At 71.2% G+C, this 22,333-nt stretch carries 18 protein-coding genes; 6 read left to right on the plus strand and 12 right to left on the minus strand.

What is annotated here, in order from left to right:
* Positions 1-215 precede the first annotated feature (215 nt).
* Positions 216-1,115 (minus strand): hypothetical protein, encoded by a 900-nt coding sequence (locus CAP_RS02690; protein ID WP_156040435.1) that lies wholly within the window; start codon positions 1,113-1,115, stop codon positions 216-218.
* 1,141 nt (positions 1,116-2,256) lie between these two features.
* Between CAP_RS02690 and CAP_RS02695 the strand changes: the two genes are divergently transcribed.
* From CAP_RS02695 to CAP_RS55630, 3 genes are read left to right on the plus strand one after another with little or no spacing between them, the layout of a single operon-like run.
* Entirely contained in the window at positions 2,257-3,882 is a 1,626-nt protein-coding gene (locus tag CAP_RS02695; RefSeq protein ID WP_044235800.1) for a SpvB/TcaC N-terminal domain-containing protein, read from the plus strand.
* Between the two features lie 29 nt (positions 3,883-3,911).
* Entirely contained in the window at positions 3,912-4,979 is a 1,068-nt protein-coding gene (locus CAP_RS47415; RefSeq protein ID WP_081864494.1) for a ParB N-terminal domain-containing protein, read from the plus strand.
* Complete coding sequence (locus tag CAP_RS55630) at positions 4,942-5,427, plus strand: DUF6896 domain-containing protein (RefSeq protein ID WP_370865966.1); 486 nt, start codon at positions 4,942-4,944, stop codon at positions 5,425-5,427. The genes CAP_RS47415 and CAP_RS55630 overlap by 38 nt, the downstream gene beginning before the upstream one ends.
* A 72-nt stretch (positions 5,428-5,499) precedes the next feature.
* Here CAP_RS55630 and CAP_RS02700 read toward each other — a convergent pair whose 3' ends face one another.
* The 10 genes from CAP_RS02700 to CAP_RS02745 all read right to left on the minus strand — a co-directional run bounded on the left by CAP_RS02700 (position 5,500) and on the right by CAP_RS02745 (position 16,980).
* Complete coding sequence (locus CAP_RS02700; RefSeq protein WP_156040436.1) at positions 5,500-5,664, minus strand: hypothetical protein; 165 nt, start codon at positions 5,662-5,664, stop codon at positions 5,500-5,502.
* A 193-nt stretch (positions 5,665-5,857) separates the two neighbouring features.
* On the minus strand, positions 5,858-7,870 hold the full coding sequence (locus tag CAP_RS02705) for a serine/threonine-protein kinase (protein WP_197040966.1): 2,013 nt from the start codon (positions 7,868-7,870) through the stop codon (positions 5,858-5,860).
* A 305-nt stretch (positions 7,871-8,175) separates the two neighbouring features.
* Complete coding sequence (locus CAP_RS02710) at positions 8,176-9,648, minus strand: hypothetical protein (RefSeq protein ID WP_044235616.1); 1,473 nt, start codon at positions 9,646-9,648, stop codon at positions 8,176-8,178.
* A gap of 24 nt (positions 9,649-9,672) precedes the next feature.
* Positions 9,673-10,065 (minus strand): TFIIB-type zinc ribbon-containing protein, encoded by a 393-nt coding sequence (locus CAP_RS02715; protein ID WP_044235618.1) that lies wholly within the window; start codon positions 10,063-10,065, stop codon positions 9,673-9,675.
* The gene (gene cysC / locus CAP_RS43600; RefSeq protein WP_052373999.1) at positions 10,065-12,284 is read right to left on the minus strand and encodes an adenylyl-sulfate kinase; all 2,220 of its coding nucleotides are present in this window, start codon (positions 12,282-12,284) and stop codon (positions 10,065-10,067) included. The genes CAP_RS02715 and cysC overlap by 1 nt, the downstream gene beginning before the upstream one ends.
* A 17-nt stretch (positions 12,285-12,301) precedes the next feature.
* On the minus strand, positions 12,302-13,093 hold the full coding sequence (locus tag CAP_RS47420; RefSeq protein WP_081864496.1) for a M67 family metallopeptidase: 792 nt from the start codon (positions 13,091-13,093) through the stop codon (positions 12,302-12,304).
* On the minus strand, positions 13,087-14,034 hold the full coding sequence (locus tag CAP_RS02730) for a PLP-dependent cysteine synthase family protein (RefSeq protein ID WP_044235621.1): 948 nt from the start codon (positions 14,032-14,034) through the stop codon (positions 13,087-13,089). Before CAP_RS02730 ends, CAP_RS47420 begins: the two co-directional genes overlap by 7 nt.
* 91 nt (positions 14,035-14,125) lie before the next feature.
* Positions 14,126-14,410, minus strand: a complete 285-nt coding sequence (locus CAP_RS02735; RefSeq protein ID WP_044235623.1) for a MoaD/ThiS family protein — start codon at positions 14,408-14,410, stop codon at positions 14,126-14,128.
* Between the two features lie 79 nt (positions 14,411-14,489).
* Positions 14,490-15,461 (minus strand): cysteine synthase A, encoded by a 972-nt coding sequence (cysK, locus tag CAP_RS02740; protein WP_044235624.1) that lies wholly within the window; start codon positions 15,459-15,461, stop codon positions 14,490-14,492.
* Between the two features lie 82 nt (positions 15,462-15,543).
* Positions 15,544-16,980: a M1 family aminopeptidase gene (locus CAP_RS02745; RefSeq protein ID WP_044235626.1), complete on the minus strand. Its 1,437-nt coding sequence runs from the start codon at positions 16,978-16,980 to the stop codon at positions 15,544-15,546.
* Positions 16,981-17,050: 70 nt separating this feature from the next.
* On the opposite strand from CAP_RS02745, the gene CAP_RS02750 reads away from it, so the two are divergent.
* Complete coding sequence (locus tag CAP_RS02750; RefSeq protein ID WP_044235628.1) at positions 17,051-18,730, plus strand: acyl-CoA dehydrogenase family protein; 1,680 nt, start codon at positions 17,051-17,053, stop codon at positions 18,728-18,730.
* A gap of 407 nt (positions 18,731-19,137) precedes the next feature.
* Here the strand turns inward: CAP_RS02750 and CAP_RS53280 are convergent, their stop codons facing one another.
* The gene (locus CAP_RS53280) at positions 19,138-19,584 is read right to left on the minus strand and encodes a hypothetical protein (RefSeq protein ID WP_231511043.1); all 447 of its coding nucleotides are present in this window, start codon (positions 19,582-19,584) and stop codon (positions 19,138-19,140) included.
* Between the two features lie 140 nt (positions 19,585-19,724).
* On the opposite strand from CAP_RS53280, the gene CAP_RS53285 reads away from it, so the two are divergent.
* Both CAP_RS53285 and CAP_RS02760 read left to right on the plus strand, forming a co-directional pair.
* Positions 19,725-20,087, plus strand: a complete 363-nt coding sequence (locus CAP_RS53285; protein ID WP_231511044.1) for a hypothetical protein — start codon at positions 19,725-19,727, stop codon at positions 20,085-20,087.
* A gap of 47 nt (positions 20,088-20,134) precedes the next feature.
* Positions 20,135-22,321 (plus strand): thioredoxin domain-containing protein, encoded by a 2,187-nt coding sequence (locus tag CAP_RS02760; RefSeq protein ID WP_231511045.1) that lies wholly within the window; start codon positions 20,135-20,137, stop codon positions 22,319-22,321.
* The last annotated feature ends 12 nt before the right edge of the window (positions 22,322-22,333 follow it).

The following is a 22,333-nucleotide window of genomic DNA, read 5'->3' on the forward strand; positions in this document are numbered from 1 at the left end:
CAGGAGCCCCCTGTTGAGCTTCAGGACAAAGGAACACTTCCTTGCTCTGTCTCACCGACGCTCCACGCTCCAAGAGCGCACCTGGCTAAAGCCTGGTCCCGTGATCAAAAAAGGCGCCTCCTACCCGAGGAGACGCCTCTCTTCAGGTCCCGCGGCACTCCCCTTCATCCGGAGAGCGCCGCCGTCAGACCTTCTCTCTCACGCGCCGGCCAGCGCTACTTCTGCCGCTCCGACGCCTTGGCCTTCGCCGCGTCCAGCTTCTTCTGCGCATCGGCGCGCTTGCGCTCTGCTGCGAGCAGCACCTCCTCGGCGGCGCGCACCTCGGCCTCCTCTTGCAGGCGCGCCTCCTCTTCGGCCTCCTCTTGCAGCCGCTCCAGCAGATCTTCCTGCTTCTGCAGCCGAGCGCGGAGGCGCAGCACCACCTGCTCCACGTCGGAGACCGAGGGCTTCCGGTGGCTCGTGTCGCGCAGGAAGAACCGGTCCCCGAAGTCGCGGGGCAGGTTCAGGTCCGGGCGCTTGTGGGGCAGCTCCGCGACCTGACCGTACGTCGTCAGGCGCAGCGCGTTCAGCGTGTCCACGAACGCCTTGCGGGCGCCCATCATCACGAAGTCCGTGCGCTGCTGCGTCGCCTGGGCCAGCGCGGTGACCGCCTGGTCTGCCTGCATGACCCGCTCGGCGAGCTGCTGCCCGTAGGCCTGCAGCGTCGGTGACGTCTCCTCGGCGGTCAGCGACGGCACCCAGTCGCGCATGGTCGCGAGCTGCTCGCCGAGCACCGGCCGCTTCAGCTTTCCGGGCGGGGCTGCGCCGTAGTACCGCAGGTAGCGCTCCGCCTTGCGGTTGCCGCCCAGCTCCGCGAGCAGCGCGCTGGAGATGGCCACGGCGAGGTAGTCGAAGGCATCGTCGACGGCCACGATGCGCGCCTCGGCGAGGGCGATGGCGCGATCGTGCCCCAGCTCCTCTTCGTGCAGCGCGAGCCACGAGGGAAGCAGCGCCACGAAGGGCGGGACGAGCGTGGAGAGGAAGGGATAGGCGCTGAGGAGCGCCTGGGTGTGGAGGATCTCCTGGTGGAGATCGGCCATGGAAAGATCGAGCGTTAACGTGCGGGGTTGCGTCATGCGCGTATCTTTACCGAGGAGACGGGGACGGAGGGAAGCCCTGGAAAGTGTGGTGGAACATTTTCATGGGAGAAGGTGGGAAGACCTGCGCAGGGGCGTACGCAGCGCAGGGAGAAGGGCGGGAGGTGGGGAGGCCGGGCGCAGGGGAGCAGGCGGCGGCTGAGGGCGGGCTCCAGGAGTCGAGGGAGGTCCTGCGGTCGAGGGATGAGGAGCCCTCCTCCGGTCGGAAGTCGGCTTGAAACGCGCGTCCTGCCTCCCAGCCGCGTGGATTTCATCGCGATCGCCTCATCTCCCGGAAAAACCACGTCGCCGCGGGCCCGGAGGCCTCGTCTCCCGAAAAAACCACGTCGCCGCGGACCCGGACGCCCCGTCTGCCGGAAAAACCACGCCGCCGCGGGCCCGGAGGCCTCGTCTTCCGAAAAAACCACGCCGCCGCGGGCCCGGAGGCCTCGTCTGCCGAAAAAACCACGTCTTCCCGGACGCAGCGCCTCATCTCCGGAGAGATCTCGGCCTGCGCAGACCCCGGCGAGCATCCGTCGCCACGTCCGTGAGGCGTGGGGTCGTGCTGGCGGCTTCCTCGCCCGCGAAGGAGGGCTCCACGTGCGGGGGGTCGTGCTGAAGGCGTTCTCGTCCGCGCAGGTGCGCGTCGACCGCACTCCCGCAAACCACGGATGGGCCACTTCTGGCGATTCCCCGCCACCGGTACATCGGGAAGCACACCCCGCTTCAACGGCATTGCGATGGCAACGTCTGCATTGATTGGACGCATGCCGCGCGACACAGTGCATTCCTCGGGCGGCGCTGCACGCCGAGCGCCACACGCACGTGAACGATGGCGTGGGATTGTCCACGCGCGCGCCCGGATTGCCTGAGCACACGCCGCGTGCGTCATCGCTCCACGGCCAGAGAAGTCCCTTTTTCAGCAGAGGCGCGCGTCGACGGGCGCTCGCGGGGAGTCCTGCCGGGCCGCACCCGATGCAGCAGACATTCACGAGAGGCCGTTTATGAACGACGATCGAAGCTCCCGCCGGATTTCTGCCGGCGCGGCGTCCCGCGCTCCTTCTACCTCTACCGCGACCGCAACTGGGATACCGCGGCCGCAACTGGGACCTCCGCGACAGCGCCCGGTGGCTTCTCGCCCGTGAAAGCGACAGCGCCCTCCCTGCCCAAGGGCGGCGGCGCTGTCCGCGGGTTGGGCGAGGCCTTCCGCGTCGCTCCCGCCACCGGCACCGGCGGCTTCGACATTCCCCTCCCGCTCACCCCCGGGCGCCAGGGATTCGGCCCCTCGCTTTCTCTCTCGTACGACTCCGGCGCCGGCAACGGTCCCTTCGGCCTCGGGTGGCAACTCTCCGTTCCGGCAATCACCCGGAAGACCGACAAGGGGGTGCCTCGGTACGACGACGCCGGTGACTCTGACATCTTCTTGCTCTCGGGCTTCGAGGAGCTGGTCCCCAGCCTGAGCGCCGACGGAACGTTGGACGAGTTTGCCAGCGGAGACCACGAGGTGCGCCGTTACCGGCCCCGTCTGGAGGGCGCTTACGCCCGCATCGAGCGCTGGCGCAGCCGGACCACGGACGAGGTCCACTGGCGGGTCACCACGCGCGACAACGTGAACCACGTGTACGGCGCGTCCCAGGAGGCGCAGATCGCTGACCCGAGTAGCCCGGGCGCTCCTGGAGGCACGAGCGCTCCTGGCGGTATGAGCGCTCCTGGCGGTATGAGCGCTCCTGGCGGTATGAGCGCTCCTGGCGACACGAGCCTGCCCCGACGTGTCTATTCCTGGCTGCTTGAGCGCAGCGAGGACGACCGTGGCAACATGATCCTCTACGGCTACGTGGAGGAAGACCTCGCCAACACCTTGCCGGCCCTCTACGAAGATGCGCGCCGCCGCGGTCTCGCTCCCTTCACCAACCGCTACCTGAAGCGGGTGCTCTACGGCAACACTGTGCCTGGCGACGCCAGCGGCGCGAGCTGCGTGCTGGAGCTGGTCTTCGACTACGGCGAGCACGATCCGGCGCAGCCCACCCCCGACCCTGCCCCTGATCGTTCCTGGCGCGCCCGCCCCGATTCCTTCTCGCAGTACCGCGCCGGCTTCGAGCTGCGCACCCACCGCCTCTGCCAGCGCGTGCTGATGTTTCACGGGTTCCAGGAGCTCGGCCCCGAGGCCACTACCGGGCTCGACCCCGACCGCGTCCCAGCGCGCAGCGCAGTGCCGACCTTGGTCCGATCCGTGGACCTCACCTACGACGAGAACCCTTCACTCAGCCGACTGGTCTCGGTCACCCACAAGGGATACCTGCGTCCCGCGGGCAGCACCGGGCCCTACACCTTCAAGGCCTTCCCCCCCGTGGAGTTCGGCTACACCAAGGCCTCCGCGCAGAGACAGGTGAAGCAGCTCGACCCCGACATGGCCGAGGTCCTCTCCAGCCGCACGTTCGAGGGCCACCAGTGGGTCGACCTCGAAGGCGAGGGCCTCCCCGGTGTCCTCTCCGAGCAGGGCGGCGCTCTGGTCTACCAGCGCAACGAGGGCGGGGGACACTTCGCCCCGCCCCGGCGCCTCCGCGACCGCCCGGTGATCGCGGCGGGTATCTCACCGCAGATCCTCGACCTCGGGGGCGACGGACAGCGCGACCTCGTGCAGTTTGCGCCGCCGGTTGCCGGCTACCACGCGCGCACCGAGGACGATGGCTGGGGCCCCTTCATCCCCTTCGCCTCGCAGCCGAACATCGACTGGAACGACCCCAACCTGCGCTTCATCGACCGCTAGCGAGATGGGGATCCGCAGATGCAGCGGGAATGGTCGATGGGCCCAACCTTTACGCATACGTCAGCGCAAACCCCATCCGGTTGCATGACCCAAATGGTCGATGGGGTCTGCCGTCTCTTCAGGAAGTTCAAGCCACGCTCTCCCGTGCTGGGCAGTCGGTGAGTAGCGTATATGGCAAGACCACCGCAGCCGCTGCACGTGCATACGACGCCACCGCCGAAGTCGCGAGTCGTGCAGCGAATACGGCTGCGACGGCTGCCGCCAAGCATGTCCTGATCCCGGCCGTCGAGACCATCTTTGGAGGAAGCGCTGCATCGGCACCAACGACCACACAGGAAGCGCGCGAAGCGCCAAAAGCGCAGACGTACACCGAGCAGGCGGTTGGTATCGTGGCCTCGACCACCGGGGGGGTCGTGGGCAGTAAGCTCTTGGGCGCTGCCATTTCGCGATTCGGCCTGTCTGCCGTAAAAAGCTCGGGATTTGCCGTTGCAGCAGGTGCTGGCTCCGGAGGAAGTGTCGGCAGCCTGGCTGGCAATGATATCATGAGAGGCGAGGTTAGCTCGGCAGAGGACTATCTCGGTGCGACGGTGACTGGCGCCGTTCTCGGAATTGCGTATCGCGGTGCAGGTCAGGGCCTGGGCAAGGCAGGCGACGCAATGACCAAGGCGGCACACAAATCGATCGAGAAAGCTGCGCCTGTCGTGAAGGAGATCGTTCTGGCGCCAGCTGGACTCTTCTTGGGCACAGGTCCGGGTGGACGATTGCCCAGGCTCCCCTCCGGCAAGGCGACGCCAGATAGCATGATGGTCAATCCGCGTGCCTTGCGGCCGACACATGAGGTAGATTCAAGAAGCGCGGTTGACAATCTCAAGAAAAAGCTCACGAAAGAAGGGTTCGACCCAACACAACCCATCCAGGCGGTCGAGGTTGAAGGCTCTCTGTATATTACGGATGGACACCATCGAACGGCAGCGTCTATCAAGGCCAACATCAAAGAAGTGCCGGTCGAAGTACGCCAACCGTCGACTCAGATGGAAGCAGAGCAACTGTTCAGAGATTATGCGGGGACACTCCAGGGAGGTGATCGAGGGTTCTAGCAAGGACGCCGTCCAGGTCGTTCTTGAATTCTGCCAGCTACAGCGCCAACTGGTCGCACATTTCATGGATCTTCATGAGCCCAAAGATCGGGAGCGGTTCTCGGACGTGGCGCGAGTGACTGTGCTACGGCTCGGAGAGCAGTCGTGGCGTTGCGCGAGGCACGGGGCAGGCATCTCCTTCAAAACTGCTGGGAGCACCGTTGATGCGCACGTTGGGCTCGCCATATTCGCTGACGCCATCGATGGGTGGCGCTTGCTCCAGTTTCTGGAGTCGAGAGGGATAGCGTCACTTTCATTTGAAGGTGAATCGTATCCCGCGGACGAAGAGGAAGCGCTAGGGAGACTGCTCGCGAGCATGTCAAACGCCGGTATTCTCGAGAAAGTTCCCCTGAGAGCCAGGTTCGGACTCTTTCGTCCCGTAATGAGGGATCGTTCCGGCGCAGCGTGAGTCGACGAGGGGCGAACGGCCGTCTTGGTGAGGACCACCTGTCGACCCTTCCCTCGCAAGGCTCGTACATCGTCACGACGCAGCTGAGCGATATACCTCCTGGGGGATGTCGCGGATGGCGAGCCGCGCCAGCACAGTCTGCGCAATGCCGTCGTCATTGCCCGCGAGTGGACCACCCAGCCCGTGGACCTCTTCGTGGTTCCTGAAGTCGGGGTCCCAGTCAGCGATGTGGTTCACCGCGAGACCGCTCAGCGAGAAGTTCGCCGGGCGGCCTTGAACCGACAGGAGAGCGCCCGAGGAGGGCACAGAAGAGCGAAGGCGAGGAGCGCGACCTCCTGACCTCTGTGGCGCTCAGGTGTGCGGCTGGTCGGATCGCGCACAACGCGGTGACAGGGCCAACGACGTAGCGTCGTTGAGGCAGATGCGTGCGCTACTCGCTGAAGGAACGGTTCCGCACGGCGGGATCCGGCGCGGTCGCGGGGCGCTTGCTCGACGGTGACGGCGCAGGGGATGACGGTCGGGCCACACGGGTGGGCTCGGGCTCGTCGGAGGCCTTCGAGGAGGCGGCCGGGATGGTGGTGGGTGCGGTCGAGGCGGCGTCTGGAGCCGGAGAGGCGGCTGCCGGAGGGGGCGTCGGCGCGGCGGGTGCAGCGGCGGTGAGGGCGGCGGCGGCGGCTTTCGGTGCGGTCGTCGCGACGCTGGCGGTGACGGCGCGGAGCACGGAGCCGGCGGCGCGGACAGGGGCCACCACGCCCTCGTCTTGCGGGCGCAAGGAGATCGCCGCGAGGCCGGCGGCGAGCGCGGCCACGCCCACGAGGAGCCAGCTCCGGCGCGCGCGTGCAGGCGGAGGGCGCGAGGAGCGGTGGTGGCGCTCGGCGAGCGGGGCGGAGGACGGGTGCTCGGAGGCGGAGGTGGCGCTGGAGAGGTCGGCGTCGCTCGCGCGGAGCAGGTCGAGGGCGAGGTCGTCGCCGGTCATCGCGTCGGGGGGCGCGGCGAGGGTGAAGACGGTGTCTTCGTCGGCGTGCACCAGTTCGCGGCCGGTGAGGTCCTCGTCGGCGTCGAGCGCGTGAGGGCCGTCGGAGGAGTCCGGCGGGGGACGGAGAGAGGGCTGCGGCGCGGGGACGTCGCGGAGAGCCGCGGCGATGAGGGCGGTGAGGGCGCTGGCGTCGGCCGTGTCGGCGGCAGCGGTCGAGGTGTCGGAAGCGGCGGCAGCGTGCGCAGCGCGGTCCAGGTGCGCGCTGTGATCGGCAGGGGCGCTGGCAGGGGTGCTGGCAGACGCGCTGGCAGGGGTGCTCGAGGCGTCGGCTCGCGCGCGTCTGGGGCTGGGTGGCGCGAGGACGCTGGCATGCGCGCCCACCTCGTCGTCGGCGCGCTCTGCGCCACGTTCGGCGCCACGCTCTGCGCCACGCTCGGCAGCGGGTGGATGGGAGCGTCGAGGCAGGGGCAGCGGCGTCCTCGTGGCGGTGGAGGTCGCGGCGGCGTCTTCCGAGATGTCGCCAGGGGTGGCCTCCGGGGCTCCAGCACGCTCCAGCGCGTCGAGGGCGTGGGCCATGGACGCGGCATCGAGGAAGCGGTCGTCGGGCTCGGTGGCGAGCGCGCGCGCCAGGAGGGCTTCGAGGTCGGCGCCGAGATCGGGGCGCAGCTCACGCACGGGGCGGTCGCGGCCGGTGCGGGCGGCTTCCTTCTGCTCGCTGATGGTGGCGCCCGGGAAGGGGCGCGCGCCGGTCAGGGCTTCGTAGAGGACCACGGCGACGGCGAAGAGGTCGGCGCGCGGGTCGACGGGGTGGCCGTCGAACTGCTCGGGGGCGGCGTACTCGGGCTTGCCGGTGAAGAGGTAGCGGCGCGTCTCGGCAGGGTTGCGCGCAGGGTTGCCCGCGGGGTCGCGCGTGGACGAGGGCGCGATGGGCTCGCGCGTCGCGAGCGCGACGCCGAAGTCGCCGAGCTTGACCTCGCCGCTCGCGGAGAGGAGCACGTTGCCGGGGCTGATGTCGCGGTGCACGAGGGGTACGCCCTCGGTCGCCTCGTGCGCGTGGGCGTAGGCGAGGCCATGGAGGACCTGCGTCGCCACGTGGAGCGCGACCGGGACCGGGAGCTGCTCGTCGCGCGCCCAGAGCCAGCGGCAGAGGCGCGCGAGATCGAGGCCCTGCACGAGCTCCTGGACGAGGACGTAGTTGCCGTCCTCGTCGACGCCATGGTCGAGCACCCGCACCAGGTTCGGATGATCGAGCCGCGTCATCGCCCGGGCCTGCGCCAGGAACAGCTCGGTGAGCGCCTGGCTGCCCGCGTGGAGCGGCATGATCCGCCGGACCACGACCAGCTCCTCGGTGCCGTCGTCACGGGTGGTCAGGGCGCGAAAGGCTTCGCCCGTGCCACCGCGCGCGAGGCGCGTCTGGAGCTGGTATCGGTGTAACGAGGCACCGAGACCGGGGGGCTCAGCGTCCATTGAGGGTCCCACTATCACCCACGAGGGATGCATGGTCAAGGGTGGCCAGACCTGAGACCGCTTCGTGGAACGACCTGGTCACATGCACCGGGGTGCCGAGCGCCACTGCTCACGTGCGCGGTGGATCGTGAAATTTCACGAGGCGTGAAGCGCAGATGCGTGAAAGCGCAGGACGCGATGGAGCGCGCGGAGAGGCTGTAGAGAAGGCTCCCGTGACGCTCTTGTGACGCGCGCTGCTCGGCCTGCGCAGCAGACGCACGCACCGCGCGCTGCCTGTGCACGGCTCCGCGTATACCCGCCAGAGGTCAGCGTACGCGCCACACCGAGAGCGCCCACCAGGTGGAGGCGCCCACGGCGAGGATGCGGGCGACGGCGCGGTCGTCGGTGGTGGCGCAGAAGGTGACGCCAGCGCTATCGCTGCGGACCGCGTCGTCGCGGAGGACGCGGCCCTCGATCTCGATGCTGGGGCGGAGCACGCGGGACTCGCCGCGCGCCATGGACACGGCGGCGAAGTAACAGCGGCCCGGCTCCACGGCGAGGGGGATCATGGTCTCGCCCGAGACGCCGGTGGCCTCGTGGACGGGAGGGGCGTCGGGCGCGGGGACGTTCCAGCGCATCAGCGCCGCCGCGAAGCCGGCGCGGGCGCGGGCGCCGAGGTGGACGGGGACGCCCTTGGGGACGGGGAAGCTCGCGTCGGAGACGATGACGCGCACGGGGCCGGCGGCGCCAGCGAAGGGGATCTCGACGGCGGTGCTCTCGCCGACGCAGGCGAGGAGGAGGGCGTCGGCGGCCTCGCCGCGGTCGCGATCGATGAGGCGCGGGGAGCCGCCAGGGGGGGCGACCTCGCGCACGTCGGCGTCGATGTCGGTGGCGCGCCGGGGGAGGATGGGAGGGATGTCGGCCATGATCTCCAGGCGGTGGCAGCCTTCGGAGAGGCGGAGCGCGACCTCGCCGGTGCCGTCGATGGCGGCCACGGTCTCGGTGAGGGTGACGCGGGCGGCGCCCTCGGTGCGGCCACGGCGCATGGCGCGCTGGACGCGCTCGGTGAGGGGGCCGGGCTCGGTGGGGCGTCCCGGGTCGCCGCTCGGGGCGACGGGGCCGAAGACGCGCTCGGGGAAGACGCCTTCGAGCGGGCCGGGAGGGCTCACGGACTCGGCGAGGATGACCTCCACGGTGGAGCGCGCGGACTCGGTCTGGAGGACGGCGAAGCGGAGGCGGTCGCGGTCCTCGTCGCAGCGCTCGATGCGCACGGCGCCGGCCACGCTGCGGGAGCGGTGCTCGGGCGGGCCACGGCGGACCTGGCGGAGGAGTTGCTCGAGGATCTCGTCGTTCTCGGGGAGGATCTCGGTCTCGACGGTGAAGTCGGCGGTGCGGGGGGCGAGGAAGACGAGCGTCGCGCAGCGGTGCGCGGGTGACGCGGGCGAGGGCGCTGGGGAGGCGTCCGAGGCGGGGGGCGCGGAGGCAGCGCGCGTGTCGGGCGCGCCCGCGGGGGGGAGGCGCACCAGGGTGGGGCGGTTCTGCTCCATGAACACGGGCTGGAGGCGGCGCACGCGGGGAGCTGCCCCGGCGGCGAGATCGACGTCGCTCGCGAGCGACCAGAGGCGCACGAGGCGCTCGGCGTCGTCGTGGAGGTCAGCGCGCGCAGGCGCCGCGGAGAAGGCCGTGGCGAGGCAGGTGAGAACGGTGAGGGTGGCGAGGCGCGCGGCGCGGAGGGTGGGCGTGGCGCGCGCGGCCTGCGTGTCCTGCGCGACGGGCGCGACGTACCAGCGCGGGGGCATCGAGGGAGGGTACGCGGGGGGCTGTCAGGAGACCAGGCGGCGGACGCGTTCGAGGAGGCTGCCGAACAAGGTGCCCTCGCCGCGGAGGAGCTCCAGCTCGCCGGCGTCGAGCCACTGGCCGCCGCAGACGGCGCAGGTGTCGACGTGGATGTCGTGATCCCACTGGGCGATCTGGACGAGGAGGCCGGCGCCCTTGCACCGCGGGCAGCTCCCGCGGCGGGCGTCGGGGGCGACAGCGGGCGCTTCTCCCCGGGCAGGCGCGGGCTTGCTGCGGAGGCGGTCGATGCTCTTCGTGCCGAGGACGCGGCGCAGCTCGCCGGCGTCGAACCAGAGGCCCGAGCAGGTGTCGCAGCGGTCGACCTCAATGTCGTCGATGGGGATCCGGCGCAGGGTGCCGGTGCACTTGACGCATTTCATCACGGGTCTCGCTGCGGGTCGCGCTCGGGCGGGGTGCTGCGGGGCAAGCGTACCACGGTGGCGTCGGCGAGGAGGCGCGCCACCTCGGGGCGGAGGATCTCGGGCGGGGGGAGCTGGCCGCGCTGGAGCATGGCGCGGACCTCGACCGGGGTGAGGTGGAGCCGGGTGGAGGCGTCGCCAGGGGACGTCTTGGCAGTGGCGATGGTGCCGAGGGCCGTGGAGTGGAAGGCAGGCTCGACGAAGAGCGGGACGATGCCCAGTTCGGCAGGGGCGAAGCGCTGGAAGACGGCGCGGGCCTCGTCGATGGCGCGGGCCTCGGGGCGGGCTTCGCCGGGGCGGGCTTCGCCGGGGCGGGCTTCGCCGGGGCGGGCTTCGCCGGGGCGGGATTCGCTCGGGCGCGCGTCGCTTGGCGGGGTGGTGAGCGCGGGGTGATCAGGGGCGATGAGGACGTGAGAACACCCGTGGTTCTTGAGGACCAGGGCGTGGTGCAGGAGGTCGCGCGCGCCCGCAGCACGGAGGGGCGCCGGGTACACGGAGAGGAGGACGCGGCTCTGGGGGTAGTAGTGGGCGAGCAGGGCCTCGTGGCAGCGCATGCGCACCGGGGCGGGGAAGTCGTCCGGGGAGGGGGCGTCGACGAGGGCGTGGAGGAGGAGGTCGTCGCACAGCTCCATGGCGGCCTTGGTGAGGTACTCGTGGGCGCGATCGAGGGGGTCGCGGGTGAGGTAGCCGGTGACGTGGCGGAAGCCGCGGTCGGCGAAGTGGGCGCGGGTCTCGGCGGGGGTGTGCTCGCGGGCCGGGAAGTCGGGAGGGACGGGGCGGTCGAAGGCGTGGACGGCGCCGCCGAGGTAGACGGGGCCGCTCTGGTGCAGCGCGGCGACGCCGGGGTGCTCGGGGTCGGTGGTGCCGAAGAGGGCCCGGGCTTCGAGGTCCTTGTCGGGGCGGTAGATGTCGGTGACGTCGAGGAGGGCGACGAGGCGGCCGTCGCGGGCGCGGAGGGCAGCCTCGACGCCGACGCGGAGGGGCGCGGCGGCCTCCTCGGTGGTGGCGAGGGTGATGGGCAGGGCCCAGGGGAGGCCGCGTTCGAGGCGCAGGTCGCGGACGACGCGGAGGTAGTCGCGCGAGGTCATGAAGCCGCGCAGGGGCGCGTAGGCGCCGGTGGCGAGGAGGTGGAGGTCGTGCTCGGCGCAGGCGTCGAGGTCGACGATGGGGAGGGTCTCGGCGCGGGCGGCGAGGGACTCGCGGGACCGGGGGTCGACGTAGCAGGGGGTCAGCTCGCCGCCGTGGGGCGGGAGGAGCACGTCGTGGCGGAGGCGCGAGGGGAGAGGCGCGGAGACCGGGATGCCCGAGGGAGGCGTGGTGCGCCGGGCCGCGGGCGGGAAGCTGGAGCGGGAGGTGGAGGGAGGCGCGGCGAGGGGCATGCCGGAGGGAGGCGTGGTGCGCCGGGCCGCGGGCGGGGAGGTGGAGCGAGAGGTGCCGGGAGGCGAGGAACGCGGAGCGCCTGGGGGTGCGGAGCGAGGGGCGCCGGGGGGCGCGGAGCGAGGTGAGGCTGGAGGCGCGGCGGGAGGCGCTGCGGAAGGCGAGGTGCGGGCGACGCCGGGGGGTATGGAGCGCTCGGTGGGGGGCGCGGAGCGCTCGGTGGGCGGCGGCATGGTGCGCGCGACGGGCGGGGGCGTGGTGCGCGGGGCGTCCTGGCGGCGGGGGATGTGGCCGAGGTCTTCGAGGGTGACGAGGATGCGGGCGAGGCTGGCTTCGGGGGCCTCGCGATCGGTGTGGACGACCAGCTCGGGGTGCTCGGGGCGCTCGTAGGGGTCGTCGACGCCAGTGAAGTGGGTGATCTCTCCGGCGAGGGCCTTCTTGTAGAGGCCCTTGGGGTCGCGCTCGGCGAGGGCGTCGAGGGCGCAGTCGCAGTGGATCTCGACGAAGCCCGGGATCTGGGCGCGCTGTTCGTCGCGGGTCTGGCGGTAGGGGCTGATGGCGGCGGTGATGGCGCAGGAGCCGGCGCGGGCGAGGAGCTTGGCGACGAAGCCGATGCGGCGGACGTTGGTGTCGCGGTCCTCGCGCGAGAAGCCGAGGCCCCTGGAGAGGTGGGTGCGGACCTCGTCGCCGTCGAGGACCTCGACGTGGACGCCACGCGCGCGGAGCTCGGCAGAGAGCATGGCGGCGAGGGTGCTCTTGCCCGTGCCGCTGAGGCCCGTGAACCAGACGACGAATCCAGCCATGCGAGGTGCTCTTTCGGTCAGTCGGCGAGGGTGAAGGAAGAAGGTGCGAAGGAGTGGCCATCCCAGCAGAAGAGGCGGTGGTCGTCGATACGGGGCAGGTCGCCATTGCCGTCGGGGGCGCCGGGGGGGCGGGGGGCGCCCGAGGCGTCAGGGGCGCGGGGGGCGCCGGGAGCATCGGGGGCACCGGGAGCACCGGGAGCACCGGGAGCACCGGGAGCACCGGGAGCACCGGGAGCACCGGGAGCGCGGGTGACGCTGACGACGAGGAAGGCGAGGGGCCACGCAGGGCCCGGGCCGAGGGTGACGGGGGCGCCTTCGTGGGCAGGGGGCTCGCCGCCGCTCATGACCGCGGCGTCGGTGGGGCTGAAGTAGGCGCCGACGTCGAGGTGCGAGTGGTAGAGGACCTTGACGGGGCGGCCCGCGGCGGCGCCGCGGCGGAAGGCGTCGTCGAAGCGCTTCTCGTTGAAGGCGAAGAAGGAGCGGGCCGTGCGGAAGTACCGCTCGGGGTCGAGGGCGTGGAGCTTGTTCGCGAGGTTGTCCATGCGCACGTGCTCGTCGAGGAGGAGGGGCTCGGCGGCGGGGCCGAGGAGGTAGCCGCAAGCCTCCTCGTCGCGGAGGTAGGCGGCGATGGCGTCCGCGGCGACCGCATCGAGGACGGCGCGGGTGAGGACGAGGTTGCCGCGGGTCCAGGCGGGCGCGGTGACCGTGTCGGCAGGCGTAGGCGCAGGCGCAGGTGCAGGTGCAGGCGCAGGCGCAGGCGCAGCAGGCGGAGCGGGCGCGGTGTCGGGGGTCTCGGGATCGCTCACCATGTGTAGCGCTTCTCCCAGGTGGAGGGGGCGAAGTAGCGGTCGCCGCGGTCGCAGAGGATGGTGACGATGCAGCCGCCGCCCTGCTCCTGGTGGAGCTTCCTGGCGAGGGTGAGGGCGGCGAAGACGGCGGCTCCCGAAGAGTGGCCGACGTGGAGGCCCTCTTCGCGGGCGAGGCGGTCGGCCATGTCCCAGCCGTCCTCGGTGCTGACGCGGGTGGTCTCGTCGTAGGCGGCGGCGTCGTGGATGGCGGGGACGAGGGAGCTCGGGAGGTGCTTGAGGCCTTCGAGGCCGTGCATGGCGTCGTCGGGCTGGACGGCGATGCAGCGGATGGGGCGGGTGTGCTCCTTGAGGCGACGGCTCACGCCGACGATGGTGCCGCTCGTGCCGAGGCCGGCGACGAAGTGGGTGATGCGGTCGCCCACGGCGTCGAGGATCTCGGCGCCGGTGCCGTGGTAGTGCGCGAGCGGGTTGTCGGGGTTCGAGTACTGGTCGGGGTAGAAGTAGCGGTCGGGGTCGCGGGACACGGTGGCGCGGGCCTGCTGGATGGCGCCGTCGGAGCCTTCGAGGGGGTCGCTGAAGAGGATCTCGGTGCCGAAGGCGCGGGCGATGTCCTTGCGGGGGCGCGAGACGTTGGAGGGCATGACCAGGGCGACGCGGAAGCCCATGGCGGCGCCGAACATGGAGTAGGCGACGCCGGTGTTGCCGCTGGTGGAGTCGATGAGGGTCTTCTGCGAGGTGAGGCGGCCGTCGGCAGCGGCGCGGAGCATCATGCGCAGGGCGGCGCGGTCCTTGACGGAGCCGCCAGGGTTGCAGAACTCGAGCTTGCCGTAGACCTCGACGGAGGGGGCGTCGCGGGCGACGCGGGAGAGGCGCACGAGCGGGGTGTTGCCGACGGCGTCGAGCACGGCGGTGCGGACCGAGCGGAACAGGGAGGGTTTCACGCGGTCTCCCGGGGCAGCGCGAGGGCGATCCCGGGGAGGAGCGCCCGGCGCAGGTGGCGACGATCCATCGGTGGGACCAGGGGTGGAGGCGTCAAGCGCCGCCGGCGATGGCGGGGACGATGGTGATCTGGTCGCCGGTCTTGAGCGGGGTGGCGAGGCCGTCGAGGAAGCGGATGTCCTCGTCGCCGACGAAGATGTTGACGAAGCGGCGCACGCCCTTGTCGTCGAGGAGGCGGGCGCGGATGCCGGGGTGGGCGCGCTCGAGGTGCTCGATGATCTCGGCGACCGTGGCGCCCTGGGCCTTCACTTCTTCCTGTCCGCCCGTGAGGGTGCGGAGCTGGGTGGGGATCCGGATCGTGGTCTCGGTGTCGGCCATGGTCAGTGCTCTCCGTGGTGAGCGGCCAGGGGGGATGGGGCCGCGGGCGTGGCGTGGTCGTGGATCGAACGGTCGTGGGTCAAGGGAAGTACTCGCCGAGGCTGAAGTAGCGCTCGCCGGTGTCGCAGAGGACGGTGACCACGTTGGCGTCGGGGCCCAGCTCGCGGGCGACGTCGAGCGCGACGCGGACGGCTGCGCCGGCGCTGATGCCGACGAGGAGGCCTTCCTCGCAGGCGAGGGCGTGCTTGGTGTCCCAGGCCGTCCTGTCGGTGACGGTGCGGACCTCGTCGACGACGGTCGGGTCGTAGTTGCCAGGGACGAAGCCGGCAGCGAGGCCCTGGATCTTGGTGGGGCCGCGCTCGCCGCGGGAGAGGGTGGCGCACGCTTCGGGCTCGACGGCGACGATGCGGGACGAGGGGTGGAGGCGGCGCAGGACGCGGCCGACGCCGGAGATGGTGCCGCCCGTGCCCACGCCGGCGACGAAGGCGTCGATGCGGAGGTTGGCCATGGCGTGGAGGATCTCCTGGGCGGTGGTCTCGGCGTGGACGCGGGGGTTGTCCGGGTTGTCGAACTGGCCGAGGACGAGGGCGCCGGGGATGCCGTCGGCAAGCTCGCGGGCGCGCTGGATGGCGCCCTCCATCTGCAGCTCGGGCTCGGTGAGGACCACCTCGGCGCCGTAGGCTTCGAGGAGCTTGCGGCGTTCGAGGCTCATGCTGGCGGGCATGGTGAGGACGCAGCGGTATCCCTTGGCGGCGCAGGCGAGGGCGAGGCCGATGCCGGTGTTGCCGGAGGTGGGCTCGATGACCACGCCCCCGGGGCGGAGGGCGCCGCTCTGCTCCGCGCCCTCGATCATGGCGAGGCAGATGCGGTCCTTGACCGAGCCGCCAGGGTTCTGGTGCTCGGCCTTGGCGAAGATGCGGGCGCGCGGGGGGTCGGTTTCGAGGCGGCGCAGCTCGTAGAGCGGGGTGTCACCGATGAGATCGAGGACGCTCTCGACGACGCGGGGGTGGGAGGGGAGCGGAGGCAGGGCGGCGCGATCGGGGGAGGTCATGCTGGCTCCTGCAGCGCGCGCGGGCGCGCGGTACGCCCCCGGGCAACACTCGCCGCAGATGAGCATTGCCAGCTCGGAGGCGTCAAGGGTCGGGGCAGAGCGTGGTGATGTCGACCGGGCACGCCTCGGTGCGGAGCCAGGCCTCGGTGAGTTCGTCGACGGCGGCCGCGCCAGCGGTGTCGGTCGTGGCCTTGATGTGGTCGAGCAGGTCGGCCATGTGCGCGGCGCCGTTGACGTGGGCGGCGTAGAAGCTGGCGAGGGCCTGGTCGAGCACGTCGACGCCGATGGCCTGGGCGACCTCGCGGAAGAAGTAGGCGCCCTTGTAGTAGGGCACGCCGGACCAGAGAGGGTCGTTGAGCAGGTCGATCTCGTTGCAGGTGGCGTCGGGCAGGGCGACGGTGTTCGCGCCGTTCGCCGGGTCGCAGTGGTACTGCAGCTCGCACCCGTAGCCCGGCCAGACGTCGACGCCGAACTGGTCGAGGGCGTGCGCGGCGAGGTAGGTGACGACGCCCTCGGAGAGGACGAAGTCCTCCCAGCAGGCGACGCGGACGCCGTTGCCGAACCAGCCGTGGGCGGCCTCGTGGACGTTGACCTCCTCGCCGTGGAGCCCGCCCCTGGAGACGTGCCAGTAAGGGTGGTGCTCCATGCCGCCGAAGTCGCCGTCGCCCCAGTCGGCCGAGACGGTGCCGACGCGATCGCCGAAGGTGTAGGGGCCATAGGTGGTCTCGAAGAAGTCGAAGGCGTCGACGAGGTGGGCGGTGCCCTCCAGCGCTTCCGCGTTCTGCCCGGGGAGGTGCCAGACGTGGACGCTGGTGCCCGCGGTGGTGGTGCCGAGGTCGATGTCGGTGAACGCGGCGACGGCGAGGGCCGGCATGTAGGAGGGCGCGTCGGCGGGGATCTCGGCGGGGTAGATGGCGGTGCTCCCCTCGGCGACGCCGGTGACGTTCATGGTGAAGCGCAGGCCGTCGGAGGGGTCGGACTTGCAGGGGAAGAGGTTCTTGCAGAAGTAGGGCCAGAGGAACGAGACGCCGGCCTCGGGCGTCCAGCCGGTGTACAGCGCATGGGCGCTGAAGCGGTACTCGACGGTGAACGTCGGATCGCCCCCCTCCGCGGGGACCTCGACGTCGAGCCGGCGCGCCTCGGGGTCGCTGGCATCGACCGCGTGCTTCAGCACCCCCGCGGCGTCGGTGACCGCGACGATCTCCAGGTCGCCGATCTCGAACGAGGCAGCTCCGCTCGTGGAGGCGAGGAGGGAGATGGTGGCCCGTCCGGTGAGCGCCGTGAGGTCGAGGTCGAGATCCGTGGAGAGGATGTCGCGGGTCCAGTCCTGGCCGACGGGAGGCTGCGAGGCGCCGCCTTCGCCGCCCTGGCCGCCCTGGCCGCCCTGGCCGCCCTGGCCGCCCTGGCCGCCCTGGCCTTCAGTGCTCCCCGGAGTGCCGTCGTCCCCGCCACAGGCGGCGAGGGTGAGGAGTGACAGCGTCGCGGCAAGCGTCGAGATGCGAAGGTGAGCTCGGTACATGCCCCGCAGGATAGGCGCAGGGCGCCCGGGCTCCTAGGCGCCTGGCGCATGCCAGGTTAAGACCAAGGGGATGGCATTTTTTCAGGACCCCCCTGCTCTGGGAAACCAGTTCGATGACGATCAAGCCCTGCGCTCGTATCTCTCGCGCGCGCTGCCGCAGGACGTGCGGGAGGCGATCACGCCTTCGCTGCGCGAGATGGGTGAGCTCGCAGGCGGCACGCTGTACCGGATGCAGCGCGAGGATCGGCTGAACGAGCCTGTCCTGACGCAGTGGGACGCGTGGGGGCGGCGGGTGGATCAGATCGAGGTGACGCCGCTCTGGAAGGAGGCGGCGCGGATCGCCGCCGAGCACGGGGTGGTGGGCACCGCGTACGAGCGCAAGCACGGGCAGTTCTCGCGGGTGCACCAGTTCGCGCTGGCGTACCTGTTCGATGCGTCGACCGACGTCTACACCTGCCCACTGGCGATGACGGACGGCGCGGCGAAGACGCTCGCCGTGCACGGGAACAAGGCGCTCGTGGATCGCGCGCTGCCGCGGCTGACGAGCCGTGACGCCGCGAAGGCGTGGACGAGCGGGCAGTGGATGACGGAGCGCACCGGCGGCTCGGACGTGGGGCTCACCGAGACGGAGGCGCGCGAGGCCGGGGACGGGAGCTACCGCCTCCACGGGACGAAGTGGTTCACCTCGGCGACGACGTCGCAGATGGCGCTGACCCTGGCGAGGCCGGAGGGGAACCCGCCCGGGGGTCGAGGGCTCGCGCTGTTCTACGTGGAGGTGTTCGACGAGCGGGGGCGGCGCGAGGGGATCCTGGTGAACCGGCTGAAGGACAAGCTGGGGACGCGCAAGGTGCCCACGGCGGAGCTGACCCTGGACGGGGCGGTGGCCACGCCGGTGGCAGGGTTGACCGACGGGATCCGGAACATCGCGCCGATGCTCAACATCACCCGCACCTGGAACTCCATCGGCGCGCTCGCGGGGATGCGGCGCGGCGTGGCGCTCGCCCAGGACTATGCGCGGCGGCGGGTGCAGTTCGGGGCGGCGCTCTCGCACAAGCCGCTGCACGTGGACACGCTGGCCGGGCTCCAGGCGGAGCTGGAGGGCGCGCTGCACCTGACGTTCCGCGCGGTGGAGCTGCTCGGGCGCGAGGAGGCAGGCGAGATCACCGAGGACGAGGCGCGCCTCCTGCGGCTGCTCACGCCGATCATGAAGCTCACCACGGCGAAGCAGGCGGTGGCGGTGACCAGCGAGGTGATGGAGTGCTTCGGCGGAGCCGGCTACGTGGAGGACACCGGGGTGCCGCGCATCCACCGTGACGCGCAGGTGCTGCCCATCTGGGAGGGGACGACCAACGTGCTGTCCCTGGATGCCCTGCGGGCGATCGCGAAGGACAGGTCGCTCGACCTGCTCGGCGAGGAGCTAGGGCGCCTCTGCGGCGGGATCGGCGCAGGTCGGCTCGCCCCGGCGGCGGCGGCCGCGATGCAGGGGTTCGAGCACGCGCGCACCTGGCTCGGGCGCAACGCGACGGAGGATCCGTTCGCGGTCGAGGCCGGGGCGCGCCGCTTCGCGATGACGCTGGGGCGCTCGCTGGAACTCGGGTTGCTGGTGCGGCACGCCGCCTGGGCCCAGGAGAACGAGGGCGATGCCCGGCCAGCGGCGGCGGCGCTGCGGTTCGCGGCGCACGGGGTCGATCAGATCCGCGACGAGCCGCGCGATCTGGCCGAGGCGCTGGTGCGCGGCGCCGACGTTTGAGCGTTCCCTGATCCGCGCGCCGGTCGCTGCGCCGGTCGCCGCAGCGCGCCACACCGCGCCGCGCTGCGTCGCGTAACAGGCACTTTCCTCCTCCCTCCCCTCCCCTCCGCGCGTCGCCACACGCGCACGTGACCACCTCTGGTCCCGGCCGGCGTCAGATCGCGCGCACACCATCCCCGGGCGTGACCCGGCTGGCGTAGCGTGCAGGCCGTTGCAGAGAACGCTGCGTTCTTCTCGCTGCAGCCAGCCATACGCTGCGACAAAGGCTGTCCTATCGCGCCATGGAAGCTGCTGGACGCTCCGACCTGCTCGGGCGTACAGTATTACTCCGAGGCGGCGCTGAACGTCACGGAATCAGGGACGACGGTCCAGCGGCCCGGGCGTTAACCCCCGAGGAACCGCCGCGCCTAGCTGCACCTCCTGCCGAGGTCCATCCGCTCCTGGCCCAACCCGGGCCCGGGAGCCGTGTACCTCGCGGTGGGGCTGTCGTCTTGCGACCAGAGGGCGCGGCGGGTTCGCGCAATGGACGGTGAAGAGGCGAGCATGAAGACGCAATACACGCTGCTGTCAGGAGAGACCGTGGAGTTCCCCGCACCCGCGGGTGAGCTGGGCACGTTCCTGCGGCGCGTGCTGACGGCGTCGAAGGACATCGCGGTGAGCGAGACGGAGCTGTCCGAGATGATCTTCGGGCCGGAGAACCCGCTGCTCGACGCGACGGTGGTGCCTGGCAAGGTGGTCGCGACGAGCGAGACGTACAGGGATCCGATCTTCCACGTGATGCTCGACTGCATCGCCCGCAAGCGGATGCCTCCGGGCACGAGCGTGAGCACCGCCCGGGCGCGCTTCACGATCACCGTGCCGGAGGCGTCGAAGCAGCTCGGTATCTCGGAGAGCGCGGTGCGTCAGGCGATCTACGCGGGGCGGCTGCCGGCCCGGAAGGAAGGCGGGACGTACTACCTACTACCTGGATCCCAGCTCGGTCGGGGGCTACCGGGTGAGCCGCCGGGGACCGCGGCGCAGGGATGCAGGGGCGAGGAGCACGCCGGGAGGCATCCTGGAGGCGCGCATCGGATCGGCGCCCGACGCGAGCTTCCGGGTGAAGCACTCGCGCGAGGAGTTCGAGCTGGAGGAGAAGCACGGGGCGGAGTGGGTGGGGACGATCCCCGGCGGGTGGCACCGGATCGGGGTGCTGGGGACGACCAAGGATCGGGCGAGGTTCTGGGAGATCGAGCCCGCGGAGGGCGAGAGCGTGCTGCACTTCGAGGGCTTCTATCTGCGGGGCGGGTTCAGGATCGTGGAGACCGTGAGCGTGACGCCGCGCGCCCGGGAGGCGTTCCGGCACTTCCGCGCCAAGTGAGGGAGGCGCGGGGGACAGGCGCCCCCGCCACGTGGTACTTCCCCGGCGTGACAACCCCCAAGATCGCCAGTGCTTTGCCGGGTGCACCCGATGTGCCCGAGGATGTGGCCCGCCGCCTGGACGAGGCGCTGTCGCGCAAGGGGCCAGGGTACGTGCCCCGCACGCACCACCTCGAAGGGGGATGGCCGGTGTACACAAACCGGCTGGTGCTGGAAGGCAGCCCCTACCTGCTGCAGCACGCGCACAACCCGGTGAACTGGTTCCCGTGGGGCGAGGAGGCGTTCGAGGAGGCCCGCCGGCTGGAGCGGCCGGTGATGATCAGCATCGGCTACTCGACCTGCCACTGGTGCCACGTGATGGAGCGCGAGTCCTTCGAGGACGTGGAGATCGCGCGGTTCCTCAACGAGAACTACGTCTGCATCAAGGTGGACCGCGAGGAGCGGCCCGACGTGGACGCGATCTACATGAGCGCGGTGCAGGCGCTCACCGGGTCGGGCGGCTGGCCCCTGAACGTGTTCCTCACGCCGGACAAGGCGCCGTTCTTCGGGGGCACATACTTCCCTCCCCGCGATGGGGCGCGGGGGATGCGCAAGGGGTTCCTGACCATCCTGGCGGAGCTGCTGGAGGTGTACACCAAGGACCGGGAGCGCATCGATCGCGCCGCCGCGGACCTGACGGGGATCGTGCGCGACCTCCTCTCGGCGCAGGCAGCCCCGGCGGACGTGGACGTGCCGGATGCCGGTCCCATCGCTTCGGCCCTGCGCGCGTACAAGCGCGGGTTCGACAGCACGCACGGCGGCCTCGCGCGCGCGCCGAAGTTCCCCTCGCAGCTCCCGCCACGGTTGCTCCTGCGGGTGAACCGCCGCGCGAACGACGCGGAGGCCCTGCACATGGCGACGCTGACGCTGGCGAAGATGGCGGGCGGCGGGATGTACGACCAGGTCGGCGGCGGGTTCCACCGGTACTCGACGGACCCGGAGTGGCTCGTGCCCCACTTCGAGAAGATGCTCTACGACAACGCGCTGCTCGCGGTGGCCTACGCGGAGGCGCACCAGGCGACAGGAAGGGCCGACTTCGCGCGGGTGACGCGGGAGGTGCTCGACTACGTGCTGCGGGAGATGACCTCGCCCGAGGGCGGGTTCTACTCGGCCACCGACGCCGACTCCGAGGGGGAGGAGGGCCTCTTCTTCGTGTGGACCCCCGCGGAGCTGCGCGAGGCGCTCGGCGCCGATGCCGACCGGTTCATGCGGTACTACGGGGTGACCGAGGCCGGGAACTTCGAGGGGCGCACCATCCTGCACGCGAGCGCGCCCGACGAGGCGGAGCACGCGGCGCTCGCCTCCGCGCGGGAGACGCTCTACGCGCTGCGGGCGAAGCGCATCCCGCCGCTGCGCGACGACAAGGTGCTGACGTCGTGGAACGGGCTGATGATCTCGGGCTTCGCGGTGGCGGCCCAGGCGCTCGGAGAGCCCCGGTACGCGGAGGCCGGAGCGCGGGCCGCGGCGTTCCTGCTGGAGCGCATGCGCGAGGGCGACCGTCTCCGGAGGAGCTTCCTCGACGGGAAGGCACAGTTCAACGGGTACCTGGATGACTACGCCTTCCTGATCCAGGGCCTCCTCGATCTGCACGAGGCGACGTTCGAGGCGCGCTGGTTGCACGAGGCCATCGCGCTCGCCGAGGTGGTTGAGGCGCACTACGCGGATCGCAGCTCGGGAGGCTGGTTCATGACCAGCGACGACCACGAGCAGCTCCTCGCGCGCGAGAAGCCGGGGTACGACGGGGCCGAGCCCTCGGGCAACTCGGTACACCTGCTCAACGTGCTGCGCCTCGGCGAGCTGACGGGCGAGGATCGTTACCGCGAGATGGGCGCGCGGGCCCTCAAGGCCTTCGCGGCGCAGCTCACGGAGCGGCCGCTGGCGCTGAGCGACATGCTCCTCGCGCTGGACTTCTGGACCGACACGCCTCGCGAGGTGGTGGTGGTGTGGCCGGACGGAGAGGCGGCTCCGAAGGCGCTGCTCGACGTGCTGGGGCGGACGTTCCTTCCCAGCCGGGTGATCACGGGCGGTCCGGAGAGCACGCTGGCGGCGCTCGCGAAGGCCGCGCCCATCGTGGAAGGGAAGCGCACCGTCGACGGCAAGCCCACGGTCTATGTGTGCGAGCGCGGTCGGTGCGAGGCTCCCACGACCGATCCTGGGGTGCTCGCCGCGCAACTCGGGCAGGTGAAGGCGTACTGAGAGGAAGCGGGG

It is taken from the genome of Chondromyces apiculatus DSM 436 (genome assembly GCF_000601485.1).
In the GTDB taxonomy this organism is placed as follows: Bacteria; Myxococcota_A; Polyangia; order Polyangiales; family Polyangiaceae; genus Chondromyces; species Chondromyces apiculatus.

What these genes read in the sequence shown, in the direction of transcription:
- CAP_RS02690 (WP_156040435.1), bottom strand. Translation starts at nt 1,115, where the DNA reads ATGACGCAACCCCGCACGTTAACGCTCGATCTTTCCATGGCCGATCTC.
- CAP_RS47415 (WP_081864494.1), top strand. Translation starts at nt 3,912, where the DNA reads ATGGTCGATGGGCCCAACCTTTACGCATACGTCAGCGCAAACCCCATC.
- CAP_RS55630 (WP_370865966.1), top strand. Translation starts at nt 4,942, where the DNA reads ATGCGGGGACACTCCAGGGAGGTGATCGAGGGTTCTAGCAAGGACGCC.
- CAP_RS02705 (WP_197040966.1), bottom strand. Translation starts at nt 7,870, where the DNA reads ATGGACGCTGAGCCCCCCGGTCTCGGTGCCTCGTTACACCGATACCAG.
- CAP_RS02710 (WP_044235616.1), bottom strand. Translation starts at nt 9,648, where the DNA reads ATGCCCCCGCGCTGGTACGTCGCGCCCGTCGCGCAGGACACGCAGGCC.
- CAP_RS02715 (WP_044235618.1), bottom strand. Translation starts at nt 10,065, where the DNA reads ATGAAATGCGTCAAGTGCACCGGCACCCTGCGCCGGATCCCCATCGAC.
- cysC (WP_052373999.1), bottom strand. Translation starts at nt 12,284, where the DNA reads ATGGCTGGATTCGTCGTCTGGTTCACGGGCCTCAGCGGCACGGGCAAG.
- CAP_RS47420 (WP_081864496.1), bottom strand. Translation starts at nt 13,093, where the DNA reads ATGGTGAGCGATCCCGAGACCCCCGACACCGCGCCCGCTCCGCCTGCT.
- CAP_RS02735 (WP_044235623.1), bottom strand. Translation starts at nt 14,410, where the DNA reads ATGGCCGACACCGAGACCACGATCCGGATCCCCACCCAGCTCCGCACC.
- cysK (WP_044235624.1), bottom strand. Translation starts at nt 15,461, where the DNA reads ATGACCTCCCCCGATCGCGCCGCCCTGCCTCCGCTCCCCTCCCACCCC.
- CAP_RS02745 (WP_044235626.1), bottom strand. Translation starts at nt 16,980, where the DNA reads ATGTACCGAGCTCACCTTCGCATCTCGACGCTTGCCGCGACGCTGTCA.
- CAP_RS02750 (WP_044235628.1), top strand. Translation starts at nt 17,051, where the DNA reads ATGGCATTTTTTCAGGACCCCCCTGCTCTGGGAAACCAGTTCGATGAC.